Source organism: Rathayibacter sp. AY1D2 (assembly GCF_002932695.1).
GTDB lineage: Bacteria > Actinomycetota > Actinomycetes > Actinomycetales > Microbacteriaceae > Rathayibacter.
Window position 1 is genome coordinate 15881 of sequence record NZ_PSVX01000037.1, and the last position, 25539, is coordinate 41419.

The window sequence follows — 25539 nt, forward strand, 5'->3', positions numbered from 1 at the left end:
GGGGGTGCGGGGCTCAGCCCGCGCGGGGCGGGGCGCCCGGTCCGGCGCTGATCTGCAGGGTGATCTCCGCGCCCCGGGAGACGCGCGACCCGGCGGGCGGGTTCGTCTGCGCGACCGTCCCTGCCGGGCGGTCGGAGGGGACCGGAGAAGTGTCGACGCGGACCGTGAAGCCGACGGAGCGCAGGCGTGAGGCCGCCGCAGAGGGGCTCTGGCCGGTGACCTGGGGCACGGCCTCCTGCGGAGCGTCGACGAGCGAGCGGACCGGAGCCGGGAACGCCGTCCCGCCGTACTTAGCGTCGGCGACGCGCATGATGCGCGGCCAGATCTGGTGGCGCACCTGACCGGCGTTCACCCGGTTGAGACTGAATCCGCGCATGGAGGTGAAGCCGGTCACGTTGCCGACCCAGGTGGCGGTGGCGACCTCGGTGCTCGCGCCGACCATCCACGTGTGCAGCGCGTCGTCCGTGGTGCCGGTCTTGCCGATGTGCGGCACCCCGGTGCGGGGGTTGGAGGGGGCGCCGGTGCCGCCCGTCACCACCTGCTGCAGGGCGTAGCCGGCGGTCGCGGCCACCTCCTCGGACATCCCCTGGCTGCACTCGGAGGCGGGCGGCGCGACGTCCGCGCCCGTGCGGTCGACGATCCGGTCGATCGCGATGGGCGTGCAGACGGTGCCCTTGTTCGCGAAGCCGGCGAAGGCCGTGGCCATCGTGAGCGGAGCGATCTCGTTGGTGCCGAGGATGGTCGGCGCGAGCTTCTGCAGCTCGGTCCCGTCGGCACGGTGCACGCCCATCGCCAGCGCCGTGTTGCGAATGCCGCAGAGGTCCAGCTGCTGGGCCATGGCGGCGAACGAGGTGTTGATCGAGCCGGTCGTCGCCTGCAGGGCCGTGGTCACTCCTCCGTTGCCGCCCTCGTCGTTCCCGGGGTTCCAGGACTCGCCGTAGTAGACGCCGTCGGGCTCGCAGCTGTCACGGAAGGTCGTGTAGGCGCGGCGGGTGCCGTCGACGCTCTCGCCGAGCGAGTGCCCCTCCTGCAGCCACTCCGCGAGGGTGAACACCTTGTAGGTCGAGCCGACCTGGAATCCCGAGGAGCCGCCGTACCCGAAGTCGGTGTTGTAGTTGACGCTCGTGTAGTTGGGGCCCGTCAGGTCCGGATCGTTGGAGTAGTCCTTGTTCTGGGTCATCGCGAGGATGCGGCCGGTGCCGACCTCGACCGAGACGCTCGCGCTGCCGATGTTCACGTTCGCCATCGACTTGGGCACCCAGTCGTCGGTGGCCGAGACGGCGGCCTGCTGCAGGTCGGAGTCGAGGGTCGTGTAGATCCGGTAGCCGCCGCGCTTGAAGGTGGCGTCGCGCTCGTCCTGGCTCGCACCGAACGCGTCGTCGTTCTTGATGACCCAGGTGACGTAGTCGCAGAAGAAGGCCGCGACTCCGGCCGTCTGGCAGCCGGTGCTCGGCTCGGTGATGTCCGGCGTCACGGGCTCGGCGACGGCCGCCTGCGCCTGCTCGGACGTCACCTTCGACTCGAGGTCCATGCGGATGACGATGTAGTCGCGCCGGTCCCGGGTCTGCGGGTAGCCCTCCGCGGCGGGGTTCGCCGGGTCGCCGGGCCGGTCGAAGCGGAACTTCTCGGGGTTGTTCACGATCGCGACGAGCGCGGCGGACTGCGCGAGCGAGAGGTCCTTCGCGCTCACTCCGAAGTAGTAGCGGGCGGCCGCCTCGACGCCGTAGACGGTGCCGCCGAACAGGGCGATGTTGAGGTAGCCCAGCAGGATGTCGTTCTTCGGGTACTCCTTCTCGAGCCCGATGGCGAGCCGCATCTCGGCGACCTTGCGCTCCGGAGTGGTCTCCGTGGCCTCGCGGTAGGCCGCGTCGCGCTCGATCGGATCGCTGAGCGCCTCCGCCTTCTGCACGAGCACGTTCTTGACGTACTGCTGCGTGATGGAGGAGCCGCCCTGGACGTCCCCGCCCATGGCCGTCGTCGCGGCCGCGCGGACGGTGCCGAGCAGATCGATGCCGCCGTGCTCGTAGAAGCGGGGGTCCTCGGAGGCGACCACGGCGTCCTTCACGAACGGCGAGATCTCGTCCCAGCCCACCTCGACGCGGTTCTGGGCGTAGAAGGAGGCGAGCAGCACGTCGCCGCCGGAGGAGTCCTTCGCGTACACGTCGCTCTTCTCGGCGAGCGTGCCGATCTCGAGGTACTCGGGGAGGTTGTCGAACATCTCCACCGTGTTGCCGGCGGCCATGCCGCTCAGCGCGATCGCCGGCGTCACCGAGGCGGCCACCAGGACTCCCGCGACGACGCTCATGGCGACGATGCCGATCAGACCGCCGACGGCGCCCCCGATGGTCTTCACGACTCTGGTCCCGCCCTGCCCCGACATAGAATCAGCGTAGTCGCCGCGCTCGGACGAGCCGCGGCGCTCATCCCGCCGACGCGCGGCGCTCAGCAGTCGTCCCGCACCGGCCGCACCCGAGGAGAGCCATGTCCGTCCCGCGCTGGGAGTACATCACCACCCCGCTGATGATCCACAACACCACGGCGATCCTGAACACCTGGGGATCCGAGGGCTGGGAGCTGGTCCAGATCGTGACCGGTCCCGAGGGCGGCCTCGTCGCGTACCTCAAGCGCCCCGTCGCCGAGGCCGGCGCGTGATCGCCGAGCGCCTCGCGGAGCTCGGCGTCGAGCTGCCGGCGGTCGCGGTCCCCGCCGGCGCCTACGTCCCCGCCGTCGTGCACGGCGGCCTCGTCTACACGGCGGGGCAGATCCCCTTCGTCGACGGCGCTCTGCCGCTGGTCGGCAAGGTCGGCGACGAGGTGTCGCCCGAGCAGGCGAAGGAGCTGGCCCGCACCTGCGCCCTCAACGCGCTCGCGGCCGTCGCCGACGCGATCGGATCGCTCGACCGGGTGACGCGGATCGTGAAGCTCACCGGCTTCGTCGCGTCCGCCTCCGGCTTCACCGGGCAGCCCGGCGTGATCAACGGCGCCTCGGAGCTGCTCGGCGACGTGTTCGGCGAGCCCGGCCGTCACGCGCGCTCGGCCGTCGGGGTGGCGGAGCTGCCCCTCGGCGCTCCCGTCGAGGTCGAGCTGATCGTCGCCTTCGACTGACGCACCGCCCCCTCCGGCCCACGCGGCGGGAGGGGGCGGCGCCCGGTCAGTCCGCGGCGATCGCGGAGGAGATCACCGCCATCACCTGCGTGTCCGCGAGCGTCGTCGTGTCGCCCACGGCACGTCCCTCCGCCACGTCGCGCAGCAGCCGGCGCATGATCTTCCCCGAGCGGGTCTTGGGCAGCTCCTGCACCACGAAGATCCGCTTCGGGCGGGCGATCGCGCCGATGTGCTCGGCGACGTGCGCCTTCAGGGTGGCCTCGAGCTCGTCGTGTCCGTGGGCCAGCGCCTCGGCCTGGCTCGCCTTCGCGATCACGAACGCGACCACGGCCTGGCCGGTGGTCTCGTCCGCGGCTCCCACGACGGCCGCCTCGGCGACGACCGGGTGCGAGACGAGGGCCGACTCGATCTCGGCCGTCGAGAGGCGATGGCCGGAGACGTTCATCACGTCGTCCACTCTCCCCAGGAGCCAGAGGTCGCCGTCCTGGTCGCGACGCGCTCCGTCACCCGCGAAGTAGCGGTCGCCGAACTTCGACCAGTAGGTCTCGACGTAGCGCTCCGGGTCGCCCCAGATGCCGCGCAGCATCGCCGGCCAGGGCTCGGTGATCACGAGCAGTCCGCCCTCGTCGGCGCCGACCGGCGTCCCGGAGTCGTCGACCACGTCGATCGAGACCCCCGGCAGAGCTACCTGCGCGGACCCGGGCTTGAGAGTCGTCACCCCGGGCAGGGGGGACACCATCATCGCGCCGGTCTCGGTCTGCCACCACGTGTCGACGATGGGGGTGCGGCCGCCGCCGATGACGTCGCGGTACCAGACCCACGCCTCCGGGTTGATCGGCTCGCCGACCGATCCGAGCAGGCGCAGGCTCGAGAGGTCGAAGCGCTGCGGGATCTGCCGGCCGAGCTTCATGAAGGAGCGGATCGCCGTGGGCGCCGCGTAGAGGATCGTCACGCCGTGCTTCTCGACGATCTCCCACCAGCGGCCGGGATGCGGGCTGTCCGGAGTGCCCTCGTACATCACCTGGGTGGCGCCGTTGGCGAGCGGGCCGTAGACGACGTAGCTGTGCCCGGTGATCCAGCCCACGTCCGCGGTCGACCAGTAGACGTCCGACTCGGGGTGCAGGTCGAAGACCGCGCGGTGCGTGAAGGCGACCTGGGTGAGGTACCCGCCGCTGGTGTGCAGGATGCCCTTGGGCTTCCCGGTCGTGCCGCTGGTGTAGAGGATGAAGAGGGGCTGCTCGGCGGGGAACGGCTTGGCGACGTGGTCGGCGTCGACCGCCACGATCTCCTCGTGCCACCAGAGGTCGCGCCCCTCGTGCCAGGCGACCTCGTTGCCTCCGCGGCGCACGACCAGGACGTGCTGGACGCTGGACTCGCCGCCGAGGGCGAGCGCGGCGTCGACCGCCGGCTTCAGGGGCGAGACGGCGCCCTTGCGCCAGCCGCCGTCGGCGGTGATGACGAGTGTCGCCTCCGCGTCGTCGATGCGCGCGCGGAGGCTCTCGGCGCTGAAGCCGCCGAAGACGACGGAGTGGACCGCCCCCAGCCGGGCGACGGCGAGCATCGCGATGACCGCCTCCGGGATCATGGGCAGGTAGATCGCGACGCGGTCGCCGGCGCGGACGCCGAGGCTCGTGAGCAGGTTCGCGGCGCGCTTCACCTCGGCGGTGAGCTCGGCGTAGGTGATCGAGCGGGAGTCGCCGGGCTCGCCCTCCCAGTGCAGGGCGACGCGGTCGCCGTGGCCGGCCAGAACGTGGCGGTCGAGGCAGTTGTAGGCCACGTTCAGCTCACCGTCGTCGAACCACTTCGCGAACGGGGGCTCGCTCCAGTCGAGGGTGCGCGTGAACGGTCGGTGCCAGTGCAGGAGCTCGCGGCTCCGGTCGGCCCAGAAGGCGAGGCGGTCGGCCGCGGCCTCGTCGTAGAGCGCGGCGGTCGCGACCGCTCCGGCGGCGAGATCGGCCGGCGGCGGGAACCGGCGGGTCTCGTGGAGGAGGTTGTCGATGGCGTTCCGGTCGGCGGCCGGGGCGTCGGGGGGAGTGGACATCTGCGATTCGCTCCTTCGCGAGTGAGACGTTCGCCGGCCCGCGCGGTCGGCGTCGCACCACCGTAGCGCCCGCCTCCAGCGCGGGTCGCCGAGCGCAGCAAGCTGGGTGCGGGGCGGGTGTCGGATAAGAGTCCGCAGAGAACAGGATCCGGGCTTGGCGAATCGCGATCCGTCCCCTACAGTTGCATACGGCCGAATGAACTTCGGCCCAGCGGCGCAAGTGATTCCCCCCAATCCAGCGCCGCCGAGGCGGCACCTGTTCCCCCCAATGGGTGCCGCCCCCTTCTTCCCGCCGGATCCGGCGGAGGGACGCCCCCGCTCGAGCCCTGCTCGCGGGGGCGTTTCCGCGTTGCCGGGACGTCTCCTCGACGACTGGGCTTCTCTGCGCCGTGGGGCCCCTCCTCGGAGCGGCTCCCTGCCGAGAGCCCCGGGCCGCCCCTGCGCGCGTCCGGCCCGGGTCGTTCCTCCACAGGCGCCGACGCGGGCGTCTCTCCTCCGATCGGGCAGGGAGCGCCCCGGCGCGCGGAACGGGCTCATAGCGTGCCGGGATGACCCGCGACTTCGTCCCCCTCGTCCCCGCCGAGCACCGCCGCGACCCGCTGCCGGTGCGGCCCGCCGCCGCCGGTCTCGGGCTGCTCGCGCCGCACGCCGCGGACCCCGCGGTGACCGACCTCTTCGTGAACGGCGGCGCGGGCCTCTGGATCGACCGGGGCGGTGGTGCGGAGCGGGTTCCGGAGTGGACGCTCGACGCCGCCGGAGCACGGCGGCTGGCCGTCGCGCTGGTCGCGGCCGGTGGACGGCACGTCGACGAGGCGAGCCCGTGCGTGGACGTCAGGCTCCGCCACGGGGTCCGCGTGCACGTCGTGCTGCCGCCGGTGGCGACCGGGGGAGCGCTCGTGTCGGTGCGGGTGCCGCGGTCGGACTCCTGGACGCTCGGGGAGCTGCAGGCGGCCGGGATGCTGGACGACGACGGAGTGCGGCTTCTGCGCCGGGCGGTCCGCGAGCGGTGGAACCTGCTGATCACGGGAGCGGGCGGATCGGGGAAGACCACCCTGCTCGGCGCCCTGCTCGGGTGCGCGGCGCCGACCGAGCGGATCGTGGCCATCGAGGACGTCGGCGAGCTCCGGCCCGCGCATCCGCACGTCGTCTCGCTCGAGGCGCGGCAGCCCAACCTCGAGGGCGCCGGTGCCGTGGGCCTGGACCGGCTCGTGCGGGAGGCGCTGCGGATGCGTCCGGACCGCCTGGTCCTCGGCGAGTGCCGCGGCGTCGAGCTGCGCGAGCTGCTGTCCGCGCTGAACACCGGGCACGACGGCGGTGCGGGGACCCTCCACGCGAACTCCCTCGAGGACGTGCCCGCGCGTCTCGAGGCGCTCGGGGTCCTCGCAGGGCTCGGGCCCGAGGCGATCGCCCGCCAGACGGTCAGCGCGATCGACCTGGTGCTCCACCTCGAGCGCCGCGCCGGGCGGCGGCGGCTGGCGGCATTCGGGACGTTCGCGCTCGACGCGGCCGGCCGCCTGCGGGTCGAGGACGGGTCGCTACCGAGCGCCTCGAGGTCGAGCGCGTGACGGGCCGCGACGGGCTGGACGAGGTCGCGGCCGTCGTGCACCGACTGGCCGTCCTCCTCGCGGCGGGAGTGGCTCCCGCGTCGGCCCTCGGGCATCTCGCGGGGGCGGAAGGGGCGGACAGCGGGGACGCGCGGCGGCGGCGACTGCTCCGGGCGGTGTCGGAGGAGGCCGGCCGCGGGGGCGACGTGACGGAGGCGCTGCTGCGCGGGACGCCGGTTTCGCGGCGGAGCTGCTCGGAGCGGAAGCGGCCGCGACGGCGAGCGCCGGACACCGGTGAGGCGACCGCGTGGGCGGCGCTGGCCGCCGCGTGGCGGGTGGCCGCCGACTCCGGCGCGCCGGTCGCCGCCGCTCTCGGCGAGCTGGCGGAGTCCCTGCGCGAGCTGGCGCGCGCCCGCCGGGACATCGAGGTGGCTCTGGCCGGTCCCTCCGCCACCGGGAGGGTCGTGAGCGCGCTGCCGCTGGCGGCGCTGGGTCTGGGGGCGCTGCTGGGCTTCGACGTGGTCGGCGTGCTCCTCGGAACGGTGCCCGGTGCGGTCTGCCTGGTCGGGGGAGCCGGGTTGATGGCGGCCGCGCACGCGTGGTCGCGGCGCCTCGTCCGAAGCGCGGCCCCGGCCGATCCGGCGCCCGGGCTCGCGCTCGACCTCCTCTCGGTGGCGCTGGCCGGTGGCGGCTCGATCGAGTCGTCGCGCGCCCGGGTCGTGGCGGCGCTCGCCGAGTGCGGGCTCGACTCGGGCGAGCGCGTGCTCTCCGACGCGGACCCGGTGCTCGCCCTCTCCGCGGCGGCGGGCGTGCCGGCCGGACGCCTGCTCCGGAGCGAGGCGGCTCTGGTCCGGGCACGGGCGTCCTCCGGGGCGCGGGAGCGAGCCGCTCGGCTCGGCGTGACCCTGATGCTGCCGCTCGGAGTCTGCGTGCTGCCGGCGTTCCTGCTGCTCGGAGTGGCTCCGATGGTCGTCTCGGTGCTGCTCTCGACGTTCTCGGTGGCGGCGTGATTCGGTCGACCGCTCCTCCACAGGGGCGGGATCGGGAGGCGTCTCCACGGATCCACCGGAGGGTCGATCGGTGGGATCGGGAGTCCGCGATCCTCGGAGGAGGGGCACGGAGCGGGGCGGAACGGAGCAGGACACATGAGCAGTGACACGGCGATCAGCGGCGGGGAAGTCTCCCGGAGTCGAGGACTCGGTAGGAGGAGGGATGCGGGAAGTGGTGTGGCCGGAACGAGCCGGGGCTCGAGGAGCGGCGGAGGTGCGGCGTCCGACGTCTCCGCGGGGCGCGTCGAGTGGCGCCGACCCGGGTGGGGAGGTCTCGGCGCTCTGGGCGACGAGGAGGGGTCGGCGACGGCGGAGTACGCGATCGCGACGATGGCCGCGGTCGGCTTCGCCGGGCTGCTCGTGGTCATCCTCAAGGGCGACGAGGTGCGGAGCATCCTGACCGACCTGGTGACCCGAGCGCTCACCGCGGCGGGATGAGAGGCCTTCCGCTGCTGCGCGGGCGGCTCGTCCAGGAGGAGGGCTCGGCCACTGCCGAGCTCGCGCTCGTGCTCCCGGCGGTGGTCGCAGTACTGGCGCTGTGCCTGGGGTCGGTGGCGGCCTCGGCGCAGTACGTCCGGCTCGTCGACGCGGCCGCCGACGCGGCCCGGTCCGCGGCCCGGGGCGACGACCCCCGCACGCCGCTCGCCCGGGTGGCGGGGGCGTCGCTCACGGCGGGGGAGCAGGACGGACTGGTCTGCGTCGACGTCGCGGCCCGGCTGCGCCCGCTCCCGGCGGTGTCGCTCCCGGTCTCGGTCCGGTCCTGCGCGCTGGGCGGAGGCGGATGATCCGCCGGCTCCCCGGGGCTGTCCGCGACCGGGAGGAGGGATCGGCCGCGGTCGTGGCGATCGGAGTCGTCGCGGGCACGATCCTGGTGACGGCCGCCGTGCTCGCCGGCTGCGCAGGAGTCGTCGGGCACCAGCGAGCGGTCGCCGCCGCGGACGCCTCGTCCCTGGCAGCGGCCGACGTCGCCTCCGGCCTGCTGGCCGGGGATCCGTGCGGACGTGCCGCCGCCGTGGCCCGCGCGAACGGCGCCGAGCTCGTCCTCTGCGACGTCGACGGGGGCGTCGCGAGAACGGAGGCGGCCGTCGCCGCGGGTCCGCTCTCCCTCACGGCGCGGTCGAGGGCCGGCCCGCCGCCCTGAGGGCGGAGGCAGCAGCGGGCGTCGTCCGGACCGAGGTCCGGACGACGCCGCGGGAGCGCGTCAGTCGGAGGAGAGTCGCTGGTACCGGTACGCGGCGGCGGTCGGCAGGGCGCCCGCGCCCTCGTCGTGCTCGAGGCCCCCGGCGAGGAGGTAGATGTAGCGGGAGCCCGCCCTCGCCCCGGGGATCTCGAGGCGTGCGGCGGGGGCCTGATCGTCGCCGTATCCCCGGCGGAGGGTCTTGCCCTCCAGCGGTCCGTCGAGGAGCTTGGCCGTGTAGGCGGAAGTCGTGGTGGTGTGCGTCGTTGCCATGCCTCATCATGCGCCGATCGGCGCCGCGCGTCACCCCCGCCGACGGCAGGCCGGGCAGGCGGCTCCGAGGCCGTGTCCAGCGTCCTCCCGAGGTCCCCGTGTCCTCGGGAGGGGGCAGGACGTCCGGGGTCAGTGTGTATGGTGTGCCTGTCGGGCGCCCCCGCCGACGGGGACGCGTCGCCGTTCCCCGCACCACGTCGCCGCGCACCGTCTCCCCGCAGCAGGGGACGTCGGACCACTGGTCGTCCGACCCGACAGCACCAATCGAGGAGAACTGTGTCCGGCACGAAGAAGCTGGTGATCGTCGAGTCGCCGGCGAAAGCCAAGACCATCGCCCAGTACCTGGGCGACGGCTACGAGGTGCTCGCCTCCGTCGGGCACATCCGCGACCTCATCGAGCCGAAGAACCTCCCCCCGGAGCTGAAGAAGGGCCCGCTGGGCAAGTTCTCCGTCGACGTCGACAACGGCTTCGAGCCCTACTACGTCGTCTCCGACCAGAAGAAGAAGACGGTCGCCGACCTCAAGCGCGCGCTGAAGAACGCCGACGAGCTCTACCTCGCCACTGATGAGGACCGCGAGGGCGAGGCCATCGCGTGGCACCTCCTCGAGGAGCTCAAGCCCAAGGTCCCCGTGCACCGCATGGTCTTCCACGAGATCACGAAGGACGCGATCCAGAAGGCGCGCGACAACACCCGGGACATCGACACCTCCCTGGTCGACGCCCAGGAGACCCGCCGCATCCTCGACCGCCTCTACGGCTACGAGATCTCGCCCGTGCTGTGGCGCAAGGTCGGCCCCGGGCTCTCGGCCGGTCGGGTGCAGTCGGCCGCGACCCGCCTGGTGGTCGACCGCGAGCGGGAGCGCCTGGCGTTCGTGTCGGCGAGCTACTGGGACCTCGCCACCGTGCTCGCACCCGAGTCGGACGCCGCGGCGGGCTTCGACGCCCGCCTGGCGCGGCTCGACGGCAAGCGGATCGGAAGCGGCCGCGACTTCGACGACCGCGGTCAGCTGAAGGGCGACGTCACCGTCCTCGACGAGTCCACCGCCGGTGCCCTCGCCGAGGCGCTGCGCGACCCCGCCACCACGGTCCGGGTCTCGAACCTCGAGTCCAAGCCGTACTCGCGCCGCCCCGCCGCCCCGTTCACCACGTCCACGCTCCAGCAGGAGGCGGCGCGCAAGCTCCGCTTCTCGGCGCGCCAGACGATGAGCGTCGCGCAGTCGCTCTACGAGAACGGCTTCATCACCTACATGAGGACCGACTCGCCCGGGCTCTCGCAGCAGGCGCTGAACGCCGCACGCACTCAGGCCGCGTCCCTCTACGGAGCCGAGACCGTCCCGGACAAGCCCCGCCTGTACTCCGGCAAGAACAAGAACGCGCAGGAGGCGCACGAGGCCATCCGGCCCGCGGGCGAGACCTTCCGCACCCCGGACCAGCTCTCGGGCACCCTCCGCGGCAACGACCTCCGCCTCTACGAGCTCATCTGGAAGCGCACCGTCGCCTCGCAGATGGCCGACGCCAAGGGCTCGACCGCCACCGTGACGCTGCTCGCCGAGCCGGCCGGCGACGTCGCGAAGACCGCCGAGTTCACCGCCTCCGGAACCGTCATCACCTTCCGCGGATTCCTGCTCGCCTACGAGGAGGGGCGCGACGAGGAGCGTCACGGCGCCCGCGACGAGAAGGACGCCAAGCTGCCGGTGCTCGAGGTCGGCCAGAGCCTGGTCGTCGCCGAGGTCGAGGCCAAGGGCCACGAGACCTCGCCGCCCCCGCGCTACACGGAGGCGAGCCTGGTCAAGGCGCTCGAGGAGCTCGGCATCGGCCGGCCCTCGACCTACGCGTCGATCATCTCCACCATCGTCGACCGCGGCTACGTCACTCCGCGCGGGACCGCCCTCGTGCCCAACTGGATCGCCTTCTCGGTGGTCCGGCTGCTCGAGGACTTCTTCTCCGACCTGGTGGAGTACGACTTCACCGCCGAGATGGAGGGCGACCTCGACCGCATCGCCGGCGGCGAGGAGGACCGCGTCGCCTGGCTCAACCGCTTCTACTTCGGCGGAGGCACGCACCCCGGGCTCCGACACGTCGTGGACAACCTCGGCGAGATCGATGCGAAGAGCATCAACTCCGTCCGGATCACGGACGACATCACCCTGCGCATCGGCAAGTACGGCCCCTACCTCGAGGTGGCCCAGGAGGAGGGGCAGGAGACGCCGCGTCGCGTCAACCTGCCGCTCGAGCTGGCTCCCGACGAGCTCACGCCCGCCAAGGCGCAGGAGCTCGTCGACGCCCCGGTGCAGACCGACCGCGTGCTGGGAAGCAACCCCGACTCGGGCAAGACCGTCGTCGTCAAGGACGGGCGCTTCGGCCCCTACGTGACCGAGGTCGATCCGGAGCCGGAGACCGCGGCGGATCCCGCCACCGGGGAAGTCGTCGAGCCCGCGCCCGCGAAGCGCGGCGCGAAGAAGCCCGCTGTCGTGAAGCCGCGCACCTCCTCCCTCTTCAAGTCCATGGACGTCGCGTCGATCGACCTGGCGACGGCGCTGCGCCTGCTCGACCTGCCGCGCACGGTCGGCGACGACCCCGAGAGCGGCGAGCCGATCACGGCTCAGAACGGCCGGTACGGCCCGTACATCAAGAAGGGCACCGACAGCCGGTCGCTCACCAGCGAGGACCAGATCTTCGAGGTCGACCTGCCGACGGCGCTCGAGATCTTCGCCCAGCCGAAGTACGGGGCGCGACGCGCGTCGAGCGCGCTGAAGGAGTTCGAGGCGGACCCCGTCAGCGGCAAGCCGATCCGGATCCGCGACGGACGCTTCGGCGCCTACGTGACCGACGGCGAGACCAACGTCACGATCTCCAAGGGCCTCACGATCGAGGAGATCGACTTCGAGCAGGCGGTCCAGATGCTCGCCGACAAGCGCGCGAAGGGCCCGGCCAAGAAGGCTCCGGCCAAGCGCGCGCCGGCCAAGAAGCCCGCGGCGAAGACCACGGCGGCCAAGACGACAGCGGCCAAGACGACGGCGGCTAAGACGACGGCGGCCAAGACGACCGCGGCCAAGACGGCCGCGGCCGCCAAGAAGACGACCGCAGCGAAGAAGCCCGCCGCGCCCCGCGCCACCTCCGCGAGCCGCGCGGCCGCGGCGGCCGCCGCCGAGACGTCGGACGCGACCGAGTCGTGACCGGGCTGTTCGTCACCCTCGAGGGCGGGGACGGCGCGGGCAAGACCACGCAGGCCCGGCTGCTCGAGGAGTGGCTGGGCACGCGGGGCGAGACCGTCGTCCGCACCCGCGAGCCCGGGGGCACCGAGGTGGGCCTGCAGATCCGCGAGATCGTCCTGCACCACCGCGGCGAGATCGATCCGCGGGCCGAGGCCCTGCTCTACGCGGCGGACCGCGCCCAGCACATCGGGACGCTCGTGCGACCGGCGCTCGAGCGGGGCGAGGTCGTCGTGCAGGACCGCTACATCGACTCCTCCGTCGCCTACCAGGGAGCCGGGCGGGTCCTCGACGCCGTCGAGGTCCGGCGGCTCTCGGAGTGGGCCACCCACGACCTGAGGCCAGACCTCACCGTCCTGCTCGACCTCGACCCCGCCGTCGCGCGGGGCCGGCTCGACGCGGCCCGCACCCGCTTCGACCGGCTGGAGGCCGAGAAGGCGGAGTTCCACGGGCGCGTGCGCGAGGCGTTTCTGGCGATCGCCGAGACGGACGCCGAGCGCTTCCTCGTCGTGGACGCCGCTCTCCCCGTCGAGGAGATCGCGGCCGCGGTGCGGGAGCGGGTCGCCGCGCTCCTCGACGGTGCGTCGGCTGTCGGTGCTCGCGGTTAGCCTGGTGGCATGACCGTCTGGAGCCAGCTCGTCGGGCAGGAGCACGCCATCGGCGCCCTGCAGGACGCCTCGACGCCCCGGGACGACCGTGGCCGGGAGTCGTCGTCGATGACGCACTCCTGGCTCATCACCGGCCCTCCCGGGTCCGGCCGCTCGAACCTCGCCTACGCGTTCGCCTCCGCACTGCTCTGCCGCCACGGCGGCTGCGGGGAGTGCCCCGACTGCCGCCAGGTCGCCGCCCGCTCCCATCCCGACCTCGCCGTGCTGACCACCGAGCGCGTGATCATCTCGATCGACGAGGTGCGGCGGCTGGTCAGCAGCTCGCAGTACTCGCCCTCGGTGTCGCGCTACCGCGTCATGGTCATCGAGGACGCCGACCGGATGAGCGAGCGCACGTCCAACGTGCTGCTGAAGGCGCTCGAAGAGCCGCCGGAGCGCACGGTCTGGATCCTGTGCGCCCCGAGCGAGGCCGATCTGCTCCCCACCATCCGCTCCCGCGTCCGCTCCGTGCGGCTCCGCGTGCCGAGCATCGAGGACGTCGCCGGTCTCCTCGAGCGCCGCGACGGGGTCGACCCCGAGACCGCCGAGCGCGCCGCCCGCCAGGCTCAGAGCCACATCGGGATGGCGCACCGCCTGGCGACCGACGCGAACGCGCGCGAGCGCCGCGAGGAGACGCTCCGCATCGCCCTGCGCCTCCGCGGCGTCTCGGACGCGGTGCTCGGCGCTGCGCGGATGATCGAGGTCGCGACCGAGGACGCCAAGGCGATCACCCTCGAGCGCGACGAGGCCGAGCGGCAGCAGGCGCTGCGCTCGCTCGGCGTCGAGCCCGGGGGCACCGTGCCCGCGCGGCTCCGCTCGCAGCTGCGGGCGCTCGAGGAGGATCAGAAGCGACGCGCGACGCGGAGCCTCCGCGACGGCCTCGACCGGATCCTCGTCGACCTGCTCTCCCTCTACCGCGACGTGGTGCGCCTCCAGCTCGGAGCGCCCGGCGGCGTCATCAACGAGGAGGTCCGGACCGAGATGACCGCGCTCGCCGACGCGACTCCGCCCGACCGCACGCTCGCCGTCCTCGACGCGATCGCGACCGCCCGGCAGCGGATCGACGCGAACGTCTCCCCGGTCCTCGCTCTCGAGGCGCTGCTCGTCGTTGCGGCGCGCCGCCCGGTGGCCGCGTGAGGCGGGGGCGCCGGTCGGCCGTCGTCGTCGCGCTCGCCGCGGCCGCGTCCCTCCTGACCGGCTGCTTCGCGCCCGGCCCGAGCGTCGACCGGACCTCCACCCCCTATCCGCAGACCGTCGACGACTCGCTGGAGCGCTACTACTCGCAGGTGCTGGTCTGGGACGACTGCGGCGACGGCGCTCTCTGCACCGACGCGACAGTCCCGCTCGACTGGGACGACCCCTCGGGGGAGACGGCGTCGATCGCCCTGGTGCGCCGACCCGCGACGAAGGGACCGGCGATCGGCTCCCTGCTCGTGAACCCGGGCGGACCGGGAGCGTCGGGCGTCGACTTCATCCGCGACAGCGCCGACTACGCGGTCGACTCCGCGCTCGCCGCCCGGTACGACGTCGTCGGCTTCGATCCGCGCGGAGTGGGCGCCTCCACCGCGGTCTCCTGTCTCGACGCCGCGGGCCTCGACTCCTACCTCTACGACATCACGCCGGGGGAGCGGGGCAGCGACGAGTGGATCCAGGCGCAGCGCACGACCGCTGCCGCGTTCGCCGCCGCCTGCCAGGAGCGCAGCGGGCCACTGCTGCCCGAGGTCGGCACCCCGAGCGCCGCCCGTGACCTCGACGTGCTGCGCGCGGCGCTCGGCGACGAGACGCTGCACTACCTCGGCTACTCCTACGGCACGTTCCTCGGAGCGACCTACGCCGGGCTGTTCCCGGACCGGGTCGGCCGCCTCGTCCTCGACGGCGCTATCGATCCGGCGGCCACCTCGTTCGACGTGGTGCGCGAGCAGGCGAAGGGGTTCGAGAGCGCACTGCGCGCCTACCTCGCCGACTGCCTCCGCTCGGACGACTGCCCGTTCACCGGCACCGTCGACGCGGGGATGGCCCAGCTGAAGCGCATGCTCGAGGACGTGGACGCCTCGCCGATCCGGGCCGCCGACGGCCGGGAGCTCGGCGCGAGCACGCTGTTCACCGCGATCGTCTACCCGCTCTACGACGCCACGGCGTGGGGAGCGCTGAGCGAGATGCTGGCCGGCGTCCGCCGGGGCGACCCCGCGGTCGCGTTCCAGTACGCGGACGCCTACAACGGGCGCGACGCGGACGGCCGGTACGCGGACAACACCACCGAGGCGTTCCTCGCGATCAACTGCGTCGACTACTCCTACGACGCCGACACCGCCTCGATGCGCGCCGACGAGGCCGCTCTCGAGCAGGCCGCGCCGACCATCGGCCGCTACATGGCCTACGGCGACATCCTCTGCAGCGAGTGGCCGGCGGCGTTCGAGGGCTCCCGCGAGCCGATCACCGCGGAGGGCTCGGCGCCCATCCTGGTCGTGGGCACCACGAACGATCCCGCGACGCCCTACGTATGGGCGCAGGCGCTCGCGGGCGAGCTCTCCGCCGGTCACCTGGTCACCTACGACGGCGAGGGCCACACGGCCTACAACAAGTCGACGTCCTGCGTGAACGACGCGGTCGACGCGTACCTGCTCGAGGGGACCGTCCCGGAGGTGGATCCGCAGTGCTGACCGAGCAGGAGCGGTCCCGCGAGCAGCAGCCCGGGCTTCGCGAGCGCAAGCGCCTGGCCACGCGGCGGGCGATCGAGATCGCCGTCCTCCGCCTCGCTAGCGAGCGCGGGCCGGAGCGCGTGACCATCGACGACGTCTCGCGCACCGCCGACGTCTCCACGCGCACCTTCTTCAACTACTTCGCCTCGAAGGAGGACGCGCTGGTCGGCGGGCTCCCGGTCATCGCCGACGAGACGGCGGCGGCGTTCGTCGCGGGCCGGGGCGCCGTGCTCGAGGACCTGCAGCGGGTCTTCGTCGCCGCGATGGAGGAGCCGCTCGAGGAGGACCGGGAGCTGCACGTCCTCCGCCGCGCGCTCTTCCGCGAGCACCCGCATCTGGTCGGTCTGAAGATCGCGGGCATGCGCGAGTTCGAGCTCGCGGTCGAGGGGCTCGTCGCCGAGCGTCTCGGCCAGGAGGACGACGACGCGGAGCGGGTGCGCAGCCGGGCGCGGATGCTGACGCTCCTCGGGCTCGCCGCCGTCCGCCACGCCTGGGCGGCCTGGGTCGATCACGACGGCCGGGAGGCCCTGCCCGGACGCATCGCCCGCTCCTTCGAGGAGCTCCGCGGCGCGCTCGCCTGAGCCGAGCGCGGCGGTCGCCGCCGCCGTCGCGGAGCCTCTGCTCGACCGCGCCGTCCTGATTCACGCCCGGGGGCGCGAGCAGGCTATGCTGTGTAATCGTGTCCGGGGCTCAGGCCCCGCGTGCACGCCGCCTTAGCTCAGTCGGCAGAGCGTCTCACTCGTAATGAGAAGGTCGTGGGTTCGATTCCCACAGGCGGCTCCCTCTCCCGTCATCCGCGACGTCCCGGCCGGATCCGCGAGTTCCCGGCCTCATCCGCGGCGTCCAGGTCGCGTCGAACTCGCGTCGCTACCCTGTTGCGGATGACCGACACGCCTCCTCCCCGCCGTCGCCGCACTCTCGTGGTCGCCGCGGTGCTCGTGGCCGCCGTGCTCGGTGGCGGCGCCTTCGGCGTGGGGACGGCCCTCGGCAGCGCCGCGGAGCCCGGGGCGCTGCCCGTCGTCTCGACCCCGACCGCCACCGCGACTCCCGCACCGACGCCGACGGCCACGGCGCGGCCCACCGCCGAAGCGGCGGCCGAGGCGCTCCGCACCTGCTCGGTGGCGGGGCTCGCCGCCGACCCGCGCCTGGGCTCGATGCAGGCGCGTGTGGTCGACGCCGCGACGGGCGAGGTCCTGTTCGACCGCGGGGGCGGGACCGCGTCCCGCACCGCCTCCGCCCTCAAGATCCTCACGGCCGCGTCGGCGCTCGCGGTCCTCGGCCCGGACACGCGCATCGCCACCACCGTGGTCCGCGGGAGCGAGCCCGGAAGCGTCGTCCTCGTCGGCGGGGGAGACCTCACCCTGACCCGGCTCCCGACCGGCCGGGAGTCGACCTACGCCGGAGCGGCCCACCTCGACGACCTCGCGGCGCAGGTCGAGAGCGCCTGGGAGGCGGACCCGTCCACCGCCGGGACGCCGATCACGTCGCTGGTGCTCGACTCCTCCCTCTACTCGGGCGAGACCTGGCAGCCGAGCTGGAACCGCAAGGAGCAGGTCGACGGCTACATGCCCGAGATCACGGCGCTCCAGGTGGACGGCGATCGCGAGGACCCCACGGCCTCGACCTCCGAGCGCGGAACGGATCCGGTCGGCCGGGCCGGAGAGGCGTTCGCCGACGAGCTGGACGGCTCGCCCGTGGTCTCCACCGGGACCGCTCCCGCGGGCGCCGCGGTTCTCGGCACGGTGGAGTCGGCTCCGGTCGGCACGCTCGTGCAGCAGATGCTGCTCGTCTCCGACAATGCGATCGCCGAGATGCTCGCGCGGCTCGTCGCGATCCGCACCGGCGCGGGCAGCGAATTCGCTGCCGAGCAGGCCGGTGTGCTGCAGGGGCTCGCCGGTTACGGCGTCGACACGTCCGGGATCGCGATCGTCGACGGCTCCGGCCTGAGCGACGACAACGCGGTCGCGCCGGCGTACTTCACCGAGCTGCTCCGGAAGGTGCAGGCCCGCGAGGGGCAGCTGGGGATCCTCCTGGACGGCCTGCCGGTGTCGGGCCGGACGGGCTCGCTCTCCTACTCCGACCGCTTCGCCGGCGACAACGCCGCGGCCGACGGCGCGGTGCGCGCGAAGACGGGCTGGATCGACACCGGCTACACACTGGCCGGCGTGGTCACCGCGGCGGACGGCACCGAGCTGACCTTCGCGGTCTACGCTCTCGGCGACGTCTCCGACTCGGCGAAGACCGCGATCGACACCCTCGTGACGGGCGTCTACCGCTGCGGATCCTCGCTCTCCGACTCCTGACCCGGACGGGTCGACCTCCCGCTCCTCCTCTCCACCTCCTCCCGGAAGGCCCACGATGACCACCGCACTCCTGATCGTCGACGTGCAGAACGACTTCACCGAGGGCGGCGCGCTCGCCGTCACAGGCGGCGCGGCCGTCGCCCAGGGCATCACCGCGCATCTGGCGGCGCACGCCGACCGGTACTCCGCGGTGCTGGCCTCCCGCGACTGGCACGAGGGCGACTCCGACAACGGCGGCCACTTCGCGGTGGAGCCGGACTTCGTCGACAGCTGGCCCGTCCACTGCGTCGCCGGCACGGACGGCGCGCGGTTCCACCCGGCCCTGGACACCGCTCGGATCGACGTGCAGATCCTCAAGGGGCAGGGCCGCCCCTCCTACTCGGCCTTCGAGGGCACGACGGAGGCGGGCGAGGAGCTCGGCGCCGTGCTCGCGGAGCGGGGCGTCACCGCGCTCGACGTCGTGGGACTCGCGACCGACCACTGCGTGCGCGCCTCGGCACTCGACGCGCGACGGGCGGGGCTCGAGGTCCGCGTGCTCGAGGACCTGATCGCGGGCGTCTCCGAGGAGGCGAGTGCCGCGGCGCTGCGCGAGCTCACGGAGGCGGGAATCCGCGTCGAGCGGTCCGTCTGAGGGCTCGTCCCTCCACAGGGCTCAGGGAGGCGCAGGTCCTCGAGGCTCCCGGCGACCCCGCCCCCGGAGCGATCGCCCGTCCTACACTGGGAGGACGAGAAGCTCCTCCTGGCGCGGTCTGCGCGCTCCGATCCGAAGAAGTGGTTCCCTCCTGTGACTGATTCCGTCGCGTCCCGCGCCGCCGAGACCGCTCTGCTCGCCCGCATCCCCACGCAGCTGCTGATCGGCGGTGAGTGGGTGGACGCCTCCGGCGGCGGCTCGATCGACGTCGAGGACCCGGCCACCGGAGCGGTCCTGGTCTCGATCGCCGACGCGACTCCGGAGGACGGGGTCCGGGCGCTCGACGCCGCCGTCGCCGCCGGTCCATCGTGGGCCGCGACGGCGCCGCGGAAGCGGGGCGAGATCCTCCGGCGGGCGTTCGACCTCCTGCAGGAGCGCACCGAGGAGTTCGCGCTCCTGATGGCGCTCGAGATGGGCAAGCCGGTCGCGGAGGCGAGGGGCGAGGTCGTGTACGGCGGCGAATTCCTCCGCTGGTTCGGCGAGGAGGCGGTGCGCATCAGCGGACGCTACGGAGTCTCGCCCGAGGGCAGCGGCCGGATGATCGTCTCGCAGCACCCGGTGGGCCCCTGCTACCTCATCACCCCCTGGAACTTCCCGCTCGCGATGGCGACGCGGAAGATCGCTCCGGCGCTGGCGGCGGGCTGCACCGTCGTCGTGAAGCCGGCCGAGCTCACTCCGCTCACCACGCTCGCCTTCGCGGCACTGCTCGCCGAGGCGGGGCTCCCCGACGGCGTGCTCAACGTGGTCACCACGTCCTCGGCGGGAGCCGTGTCGGCTCCGATCCTGTCGGATCCCCGCCTGCGGAAGGTGTCCTTCACCGGCTCCACGCCCGTCGGGCGCACGTTGCTGCAGCAGGCCTCCGAGAACGTGCTGCGGACCTCGATGGAGCTGGGCGGCAACGCGCCCTTCGTCGTGTTCGAGGACGCCGACCTCGACCGGGCGGTCGAGGGCGCGATGCTCGCGAAGTTCCGCAACATCGGCCAGGCCTGCACGGCCGCCAACCGCTTCTTCGTGCACGAGTCGATCGCCGAGGAGTTCGCCGCGCGGATCGTGGAGCGCGTGCGCGCTCTGCGCGTCGGCCGCGGCACCGAGGACGGAGTGACCATCGGCCCGCTGATCGACGAGCGCGCGGTCGAGAAGGCGTCCGCGCTGGTGGAGGACGCCGTCTCCCGCGGCGCGCGCCTGCTCACCGGCGGCGATCGGATCGAGGGGGCGGGCCACTTCTACCGGCCGACGGTGCTCGCGGGGGTCGACCGGGAGAGCGAGATCCTGCGCACCGAGATCTTCGGCCCGGTCCTCGCGATCGTGCCGTTCACCGACGAGGACGACGCCGTCGCGCTCGCCAACGACACCGAGTACGGACTGGTGTCCTACGTCTTCACGCGCGACCTCGCCCGCGGTCAGCGGATGATCGAGCGGCTCGCCACCGGGATGATGGGCCTCAACGTCGGCGTGGTGTCGAACGCGGCGGCGCCCTTCGGCGGGGTGAAGCAATCGGGCCTCGGTCGCGAGGGCGGACTCGAGGGGATCCACGAGTACCTCAGCACCAAGTACACGCTCACCCCCGACCCCTTCGCCTGATCCGGTGGAGCGGATCGAGGTCACCGCGCTCGACGACCCGAGGCTGCGCGACTACGCGCACGCGACCGACGTCGCGCTGAAGAACGCCCGCGGCCCGCACGGCCTGTACATCGCGGAGTCGGCGCTCGTGCTCGAGCGCGCGATCGCCGCCGGGCACCGGCCGCGCTCGGTGCTCGCCCTCGGCGGTTCGGCCGGCGAGGCCGAGCGCCTGGTCGGCCGCTTCGACGTGCCCGTCTTCACGGGCACGGGTGAGCTCCTGGCCGAGCTCACCGGGTACACCCTGCACCGCGGCCTGATCGCGGCGATGGACCGGCCCGTGCTGCCCGACCCGGCCGGCCTGCTCGCGGGAGCGCGCCGCGTCGTCGTGCTCGAGGACGTGGTCGACCCGACCAACGTCGGCGCGATCTTCCGCTCCGTCGGGGCCATCGGAGCCGATGCGGTGCTGGTGACGCCGCGCTGCTCCGATCCGTACTACCGCCGCGCCATCCGCGTGAGCATGGGAACGGTCCTCCAGGTGCCCTGGACGCGCGTCGGCGACTGGCCGTCGACGCAGCGGCTCCTGCACGGCGCGGGCTTCACGATCGCGGCGATGGCTCTGACCCCGGAGGCGGTGCCCCTGCGGGACTTCGCCGCCCGCGCTCCGGAGCGCGTCGCCCTCGTGCTCGGCACCGAGGGGCAGGGTCTCACCGCCGAAGCGCTCGCCGCCGCCGATGTCGCCGTCCAGATCCCGATGCGGCACGGGATCGACTCGCTCAACGTCGCTGCGGCGTCGGCGGTCGCGATGTGGGCGCTCGCCGAGCCCTCCTGAGAGGTGCGCCTGTGCCCCGTTGGGGGTGCCACTGAGACCTGAGAGCGCGCCCAGCGCTCGCCGGAAACATCGACTGCGCTACCGTGGCCGCACTCCTGCCCGCAGCCGTCACGAACGAGGTCGTCCATGCTCCTGCGCACGACGCTCCGCCCGCCCGTCGCGCTGCTCGTCGGAGTCGCGCTCGCACTGAGCCTCACCGCCTGCTCCGGTCCCGCCGCGGAGGTGCCGGACGGGACCGTCCGCGACTCCGGCTCCGTCGCGACCGCCGCCCCGGCGCCCACCGGCACAGCCGATCCCGAGAGCGGCGCGCGCATGACCCGCCTGATCAGCGACTGCCTCGCCCGCTACGGCCTGAGCGACCGGCCGCCGCTCGCGAGCCCGCTCGCGGAGGAGGAGGTCCGCCTGGCGGCGCAGCGCGCCCGGGACGCGTACGACGCCACCCTGACCGACTGCTCGGCGCAGGCGCTCGCGTCCGGGGAGCCGAGCAGCGATCCGACGGGAGAGCCCGGCGGCGAGCCGACCGACGAGCCCGACGCCGACTCCACCCCCGCTCCGGCGGGCTGACCGTGCGACTCGAGGGGACGTCCGCGCTGATCGCGGGGGGAGCGTCCGGACTGGGAGCCGCGACGGCGACGGCGCTCGACGCCGCAGGAGCGCACGTGGTCGTGCTCGATCTGCCGCACGCGGTGGAGGCCGCGCGCCTGCCCGCCTCCGTGCAGCTGATCGCCGGGGACGTCCTCGATCCGGACGCCGTCTCGCGCGCCGTGGAGGCGGCGGGGGAGCTGCGCGTCGCCGTGAGCTGTGCGGGCGTGGCCACACCCGGGCGGCTGCTCGGACGCGACGGGCCGCTGCCGCTCGAGCAGTTCGAGCGGGTGCTGCGGATCAACACGACCGGGACGCTCAACGTGCTGCGCCTCGCCGCGGCCTCGATCGCCGAGCGGGAGCCCATCGACGGGGAGCGGGGAGTCCTGGTGACGACCGCCTCCGTCGCCGCGTTCGAGGGGCAGATCGGACAGGCGGCCTACGCCGCGTCGAAGGGAGCCGTGGCGGCGATGACTCTGCCGCTCGCGCGCGAGCTCGCCGCCCGGCTCGTGCGCGTGGTGTCGATCGCACCGGGCACGTTCGACACGCCCCTGCTCGCCGGGCTGCCGGACAGGGCCCGCGAGGCGCTCGGCTCGGCGACGCCGCATCCGGCCCGCCTCGGACGCCCCGAGGAGTTCGCGGCCCTGGTGCGGCACATCGTCGAGAACCCCATGATCAACGGCGAGACCATCCGGCTCGACGGGGCTCTGCGGCTGCCGCCGCGCTGAGGGACGAGCGGGCGCAGGCTGCCGGTCGAGACGTGCGGGCGTCTCGACACGCCGCTGCGCGGCTGGTCGACCGGCATGAGGCAGCGGCGGTCGCGAGACGCCGCTGCGGCGTCCGTCAGACGAGCAGCTGGTGCTTGGCGAGGTCCCGGTAGAGCGGCGTCGACTCGACGAGCTCGGAGTGGGTGCCGACTCCCACGACCTCGCCCCTCTGCAGCACGACGATGCGGTCGGAATCGACCACCGTCGACAGGCGGTGCGCGATCACCAGCAGGGTCCGGTTCTCGGCGACCGCGTCGATCGCCAGGCGCAGGCGCTGCTCGTTGAGGCCGTCGAGGCTCGACGTGGACTCGTCCAGCAGCAGGATCGGCGGGGCCGCCAGGAGCGCGCGGCCGATCGCGAGGCGCTGACGCTCACCGCCCGAGAGCATCACTCCGCTCTCGCCCACCGGCGCGTGCAGGCCGAGCGGATTGCGCTCGAGCACGTCGGTCAGGTTCACCGCCTCGAGCACCCGGAGGCAGTCGGCGTCGTCGGCGTCGGGGCGGCCGAGGACGAGGTTCTCGCGGATGGTGCCGGCCAGGACGGGGGCGTCCTGCTCGACGTAGCCGATCTGCGCGCGGAGCGCGTCGCGGTCGATGGCCGTGATGTCGACGCCGCCGAGTCGGACGACGCCGGCCTCCGGGTCGTAGAACCGCTCGATGAGGGCGAGGATCGTGCTCTTGCCCGCTCCCGACGGTCCGACCAGGGCGGTGCGCTTGCCGCGCGGCACGGTGAAGGAGACGCCGCGCAGGACGGTGCGGTCGCGCTCGTCCGCCACGGCCGCCGCGTCGGGCACGGCGCCCTCCTCGTAGGAGAACACCACGTCCTCGAAGGAGATGGCCTCCTCCGCCACGCCGGCGCCGAGGCCGCCCGCGGAGGCGTCGCCGTCGCCCTCGATCGGCAGGTCGATGATCTCCTGGATGCGGCCGAGGGCGCCCAGCGCCGAGTTCACCGAGGTGATGGCGCCGATGAAGTTGCCGAGCGGCATCACCATCATGAAGAGGAAGAGGATGAACGAGACCAGCTGGGCGATGTCGATCGCGCCGGACGCGACGCGGTAACCGCCGACGCCGAGGACGGCGAGGAAGGCGACCTGCATGGCGATCCCCGCCACCGGCACCACGAGGGCCGAGACGTGCGCGACGCGGATCCCGAGGCGGTACGCCTCCGTCGCGTGCTGGTCGACGACCGCGATCTCACGGTCGGTGGCTCCGGCGGCACGGATCGTCCGGACGGCGCTGATGGCGCGCTCGACGGCCGCGGCCAGATCGCCGACCTTCTCCTGCGCCTTGCGGCTGGCGGTGCGGATGCCGCGGCCGAGGGTCAGCGCGAGCCCGAGGGCCACCGCCACCACCGCCACGATGATCAGCAGCAGCACCCAGTCGATGACGGCCATCGCGATGATCGCGCCGACGAAGACGAGGGAGCCCGCGATCGAGTCGACGAGCCCCTGGGTCAGCACCGCGCGCAGGAGCGTGGAGTCGGAGCCGACGCGCGAGACGAGGTCGCCGGTGCGGCGCGCGTCGAACTCCCGAATGGGGAGGCGCAGCAGCCGCGCGACGAGGCGGCGGCGGCTCGAGAGCACGATCCCCTCGCCGGTGCGCTGGAGCAGGTAGTGCGCGAAGCCCGAGATCAGCCCGGAGGCCACGACCAGGCCGACGAGGGCCCACACCAGCGGGCCGAGATCGAGACCGGACTGGACCCGGGTGATGACCTGGCCGACGAGCAGGGGCTGGCCGAGGCTCGCCGCCGCTCCGAACAGGCTGAGGACCACGACGACCGAGAGGATGCCGCGGTGCTCGAGCAGGTAGGGCACGAGCTGCGAGAAGGAGGCGCGGGGTCCGTCGTCGCGGGAGGGTCGTCGTCCGCCGCGCCGGGAGGTGGTGGTGCTCATCGCCGTCCATTCTGCCCCGTCGTCGCTGCGAGCAGGCCGCCAGAGGGCGGGCCCGGTGCTCAGGGAGGCGGCGGAGACGCGAACGGCCCGCCGGGGGATTCCGACGGGCCGTCCTCTGCAGGGAGTCCTACGACACGTTGTCGTGGTACGACGCGTTCTTCGTCTCCTTGGAGAGCAGGAGTGCGATCAGCGTCAGCACGGCCGCGGCGCTGAGGTAGAGGCCGACCAGCACGGTGCTGCCGCCCGCCGCCCTCCAGAGCGCGACCGCGATGATCGGCGCGAGGGCGGCTCCGAGGATCGACGCGAGGTTGTACGCCATCGCCGAACCGGTGTACCGGACGTTGGTCGGGAACAGCTCGGGGAGGACGGCGCCCATCGGGCCGAAGGTCAGGCCCATCAGCGTGAAGCCGAGGATCAGGACCGCCATGACGCCCGCGAAGCCGGCGCTGAACAGGGGCACGAAGAGCAGACCGAAGACGAGGATCGCCGCGGTCACCACGAGCAGCGTCCGCCGGCGGCCGAAGCGCTCCGCGAGCGGGCCGGAGACGAGCGTGAAGATCCCGAAGAACACGACGCCGACGATCAGCATGACGAGGAAGTCGTTGCGCGTGTAGCCGAGGCCCGGGACCGCGCCGTCGACGGGCGAGGTGCCGTAGGTCAGCGTGAACGTGGTCATGAGATAGAAGAGCACGTAGGTCGCCAGCATGATGAAGGTGCCCAGGATGAGCGGGCGCCAGCTGGTGACGAAGACGCGGGCGAGGGGCAGCTTGGCGACCTCGCCCTTCTCGACGACCTTCTGGAACGCGGGCGTCTCGACGAGCTTGAACCGCACGTAGAGCCCGATGATCACGAGCACGGCGCTCGCCAGGAACGGCACGCGCCAGCCCCAGGCCGCGAACGTCTCGTCGCTCATCGTGCTCGCGAGCACCAGGAACAGGACGTTGGCGACGATGAAGCCGATCGGCGCGCCCAGCTGCGGGAAGGTGCCGTAGATGGCGCGCTTGCCGGCCGGTGCGTTCTCGGTCGCGAGCAGCGCGGCTCCGGACCACTCGCCGCCGAGGCCGAGGCCCTGGCAGAAGCGCATCACCACGAGCAGGAACGGAGCGAGGAACTCCCAGCCGGGCGTGAGCGCGGTGGGCAGGCAGCCGATCAGGAAGGTCGCGACGCCC

The 25539-nt window shown here is 73.3% G+C and carries 23 protein-coding genes and 1 tRNA gene; 19 read left to right on the forward strand and 5 right to left on the reverse strand.

From position 1 onward, the window contains the following. Positions 1-13 precede the first annotated feature (13 nt). Entirely contained in the window at positions 14-2380 is a 2367-nt protein-coding gene (locus C5D04_RS11075) for a transglycosylase domain-containing protein (protein WP_104347695.1), read from the reverse strand. 101 nt (positions 2381-2481) lie between these two features. Between C5D04_RS11075 and C5D04_RS18240 the strand changes: the two genes are divergently transcribed. After that, a complete protein-coding gene (locus C5D04_RS18240; protein WP_164861113.1) occupies positions 2482-2652 on the forward strand; it encodes a hypothetical protein in 171 nt (56 codons plus the stop codon). Next, complete coding sequence (locus C5D04_RS11080; protein WP_219812178.1) at positions 2649-3104, forward strand: RidA family protein; 456 nt, start codon at positions 2649-2651, stop codon at positions 3102-3104. The genes C5D04_RS18240 and C5D04_RS11080 overlap by 4 nt, the downstream gene beginning before the upstream one ends. Positions 3105-3150: 46 nt before the next feature. On the opposite strand, the gene acs is transcribed toward C5D04_RS11080, so the two are convergent. After that, positions 3151-5145, reverse strand: a complete 1995-nt coding sequence (gene acs, locus C5D04_RS11085; protein WP_104347696.1) for an acetate--CoA ligase — start codon at positions 5143-5145, stop codon at positions 3151-3153. Between the two features lie 548 nt (positions 5146-5693). Here acs and C5D04_RS11090 point away from each other — a divergent pair. The 5 genes from C5D04_RS11090 (at position 5694) to C5D04_RS11110 (ending at position 8879) form a co-directional block, all read left to right on the forward strand. Beyond that, positions 5694-6710, forward strand: a complete 1017-nt coding sequence (locus C5D04_RS11090; RefSeq protein WP_104237723.1) for a TadA family conjugal transfer-associated ATPase — start codon at positions 5694-5696, stop codon at positions 6708-6710. Continuing rightward, positions 6707-7699: a type II secretion system F family protein gene (locus C5D04_RS11095; RefSeq protein ID WP_104347697.1), complete on the forward strand. Its 993-nt coding sequence runs from the start codon at positions 6707-6709 to the stop codon at positions 7697-7699. Before C5D04_RS11090 ends, C5D04_RS11095 begins: the two co-directional genes overlap by 4 nt. Positions 7700-8020: 321 nt before the next feature. Further along, positions 8021-8176, forward strand: a complete 156-nt coding sequence (locus C5D04_RS18700) for a DUF4244 domain-containing protein (RefSeq protein WP_258068897.1) — start codon at positions 8021-8023, stop codon at positions 8174-8176. Next, complete coding sequence (locus C5D04_RS11105) at positions 8173-8523, forward strand: TadE family type IV pilus minor pilin (RefSeq protein WP_104233733.1); 351 nt, start codon at positions 8173-8175, stop codon at positions 8521-8523. Before C5D04_RS18700 ends, C5D04_RS11105 begins: the two co-directional genes overlap by 4 nt. After that, positions 8520-8879 carry an Rv3654c family TadE-like protein gene (locus C5D04_RS11110; RefSeq protein WP_104222195.1) on the forward strand — a complete coding sequence of 120 codons (360 nt, stop codon included), beginning with the start codon at positions 8520-8522 and terminating at the stop codon, positions 8877-8879. The genes C5D04_RS11105 and C5D04_RS11110 overlap by 4 nt, the downstream gene beginning before the upstream one ends. Before the next feature lie 60 nt (positions 8880-8939). Here C5D04_RS11110 and C5D04_RS11115 read toward each other — a convergent pair whose 3' ends face one another. Further along, positions 8940-9188: a hypothetical protein gene (locus C5D04_RS11115; RefSeq protein WP_104222197.1), complete on the reverse strand. Its 249-nt coding sequence runs from the start codon at positions 9186-9188 to the stop codon at positions 8940-8942. A gap of 276 nt (positions 9189-9464) precedes the next feature. Here C5D04_RS11115 and topA point away from each other — a divergent pair, with 276 nt between their 5' ends. From topA to C5D04_RS11175, 12 genes are all read left to right on the forward strand, one after another. Then, positions 9465-12365: a type I DNA topoisomerase gene (gene topA / locus C5D04_RS11120; RefSeq protein WP_104233731.1), complete on the forward strand. Its 2901-nt coding sequence runs from the start codon at positions 9465-9467 to the stop codon at positions 12363-12365. Beyond that, on the forward strand, positions 12362-13009 hold the full coding sequence (gene tmk, locus C5D04_RS11125) for a dTMP kinase (RefSeq protein ID WP_104233730.1): 648 nt from the start codon (positions 12362-12364) through the stop codon (positions 13007-13009). The genes topA and tmk overlap by 4 nt, the downstream gene beginning before the upstream one ends. 9 nt (positions 13010-13018) lie before the next feature. Next, the gene (locus C5D04_RS11130) at positions 13019-14185 is read left to right on the forward strand and encodes a DNA polymerase III subunit delta' (protein WP_104347699.1); all 1167 of its coding nucleotides are present in this window, start codon (positions 13019-13021) and stop codon (positions 14183-14185) included. Then, complete coding sequence (locus tag C5D04_RS11135) at positions 14182-15708, forward strand: alpha/beta hydrolase (RefSeq protein ID WP_104233728.1); 1527 nt, start codon at positions 14182-14184, stop codon at positions 15706-15708. Before C5D04_RS11130 ends, C5D04_RS11135 begins: the two co-directional genes overlap by 4 nt. Then, positions 15702-16328 carry a TetR/AcrR family transcriptional regulator gene (locus C5D04_RS18245; protein WP_219815024.1) on the forward strand — a complete coding sequence of 209 codons (627 nt, stop codon included), beginning with the start codon at positions 15702-15704 and terminating at the stop codon, positions 16326-16328. The genes C5D04_RS11135 and C5D04_RS18245 overlap by 7 nt, the downstream gene beginning before the upstream one ends. A 126-nt stretch (positions 16329-16454) precedes the next feature. Next, a tRNA-Thr gene (locus C5D04_RS11145) sits at positions 16455-16527 on the forward strand. 101 nt (positions 16528-16628) lie between these two features. Next, positions 16629-18050, forward strand: coding sequence for a D-alanyl-D-alanine carboxypeptidase/D-alanyl-D-alanine-endopeptidase (gene dacB / locus C5D04_RS11150; RefSeq protein ID WP_104295522.1), 1422 nt, complete (start codon positions 16629-16631; stop codon positions 18048-18050). 55 nt (positions 18051-18105) lie between these two features. Beyond that, positions 18106-18681 (forward strand): nicotinamidase, encoded by a 576-nt coding sequence (locus tag C5D04_RS11155; RefSeq protein WP_104227241.1) that lies wholly within the window; start codon positions 18106-18108, stop codon positions 18679-18681. Positions 18682-18834: 153 nt separating this feature from the next. Further along, the gene (locus tag C5D04_RS11160; protein WP_104295521.1) at positions 18835-20322 is read left to right on the forward strand and encodes an NAD-dependent succinate-semialdehyde dehydrogenase; all 1488 of its coding nucleotides are present in this window, start codon (positions 18835-18837) and stop codon (positions 20320-20322) included. A 4-nt stretch (positions 20323-20326) separates the two neighbouring features. Next, positions 20327-21130 (forward strand): RNA methyltransferase, encoded by an 804-nt coding sequence (locus tag C5D04_RS11165; protein ID WP_104295520.1) that lies wholly within the window; start codon positions 20327-20329, stop codon positions 21128-21130. Positions 21131-21256: 126 nt separating this feature from the next. Continuing rightward, the gene (locus C5D04_RS11170; RefSeq protein ID WP_104347700.1) at positions 21257-21694 is read left to right on the forward strand and encodes a hypothetical protein; all 438 of its coding nucleotides are present in this window, start codon (positions 21257-21259) and stop codon (positions 21692-21694) included. Positions 21695-21696: 2 nt separating this feature from the next. Further along, the gene (locus C5D04_RS11175) at positions 21697-22440 is read left to right on the forward strand and encodes an SDR family NAD(P)-dependent oxidoreductase (protein ID WP_104295519.1); all 744 of its coding nucleotides are present in this window, start codon (positions 21697-21699) and stop codon (positions 22438-22440) included. A 115-nt stretch (positions 22441-22555) separates the two neighbouring features. Here the strand turns inward: C5D04_RS11175 and C5D04_RS11180 are convergent, their stop codons facing one another. Further along, complete coding sequence (locus C5D04_RS11180) at positions 22556-24370, reverse strand: ABC transporter ATP-binding protein (protein WP_104257639.1); 1815 nt, start codon at positions 24368-24370, stop codon at positions 22556-22558. A 127-nt stretch (positions 24371-24497) separates the two neighbouring features. Beyond that, positions 24498-25539 (reverse strand): MFS transporter (locus tag C5D04_RS11185; RefSeq protein WP_104347701.1); only part of this gene is annotated, 1042 nt, incomplete at its 5' end.

Bases quoted from the DNA above. Each gene is read 5' to 3' on its own strand.
- C5D04_RS11105 (WP_104233733.1), top strand. From the start codon at position 8,173: ATGAGAGGCCTTCCGCTGCTGCGCGGGCGGCTCGTCCAGGAGGAGGGC.
- acs (WP_104347696.1), bottom strand. From the start codon at position 5,145: ATGTCCACTCCCCCCGACGCCCCGGCCGCCGACCGGAACGCCATCGAC.
- C5D04_RS11155 (WP_104227241.1), top strand. From the start codon at position 18,106: ATGACCACCGCACTCCTGATCGTCGACGTGCAGAACGACTTCACCGAG.
- C5D04_RS11130 (WP_104347699.1), top strand. From the start codon at position 13,019: ATGACCGTCTGGAGCCAGCTCGTCGGGCAGGAGCACGCCATCGGCGCC.
- C5D04_RS18240 (WP_164861113.1), top strand. From the start codon at position 2,482: ATGTCCGTCCCGCGCTGGGAGTACATCACCACCCCGCTGATGATCCAC.
- C5D04_RS11115 (WP_104222197.1), bottom strand. From the start codon at position 9,188: ATGGCAACGACGCACACCACCACGACTTCCGCCTACACGGCCAAGCTC.
- C5D04_RS11180 (WP_104257639.1), bottom strand. From the start codon at position 24,370: ATGAGCACCACCACCTCCCGGCGCGGCGGACGACGACCCTCCCGCGAC.
- C5D04_RS11170 (WP_104347700.1), top strand. From the start codon at position 21,257: ATGCTCCTGCGCACGACGCTCCGCCCGCCCGTCGCGCTGCTCGTCGGA.
- C5D04_RS11075 (WP_104347695.1), bottom strand. From the start codon at position 2,380: ATGTCGGGGCAGGGCGGGACCAGAGTCGTGAAGACCATCGGGGGCGCC.
- C5D04_RS11090 (WP_104237723.1), top strand. From the start codon at position 5,694: ATGACCCGCGACTTCGTCCCCCTCGTCCCCGCCGAGCACCGCCGCGAC.
- C5D04_RS11110 (WP_104222195.1), top strand. From the start codon at position 8,520: ATGATCCGCCGGCTCCCCGGGGCTGTCCGCGACCGGGAGGAGGGATCG.
- dacB (WP_104295522.1), top strand. From the start codon at position 16,629: ATGACCGACACGCCTCCTCCCCGCCGTCGCCGCACTCTCGTGGTCGCC.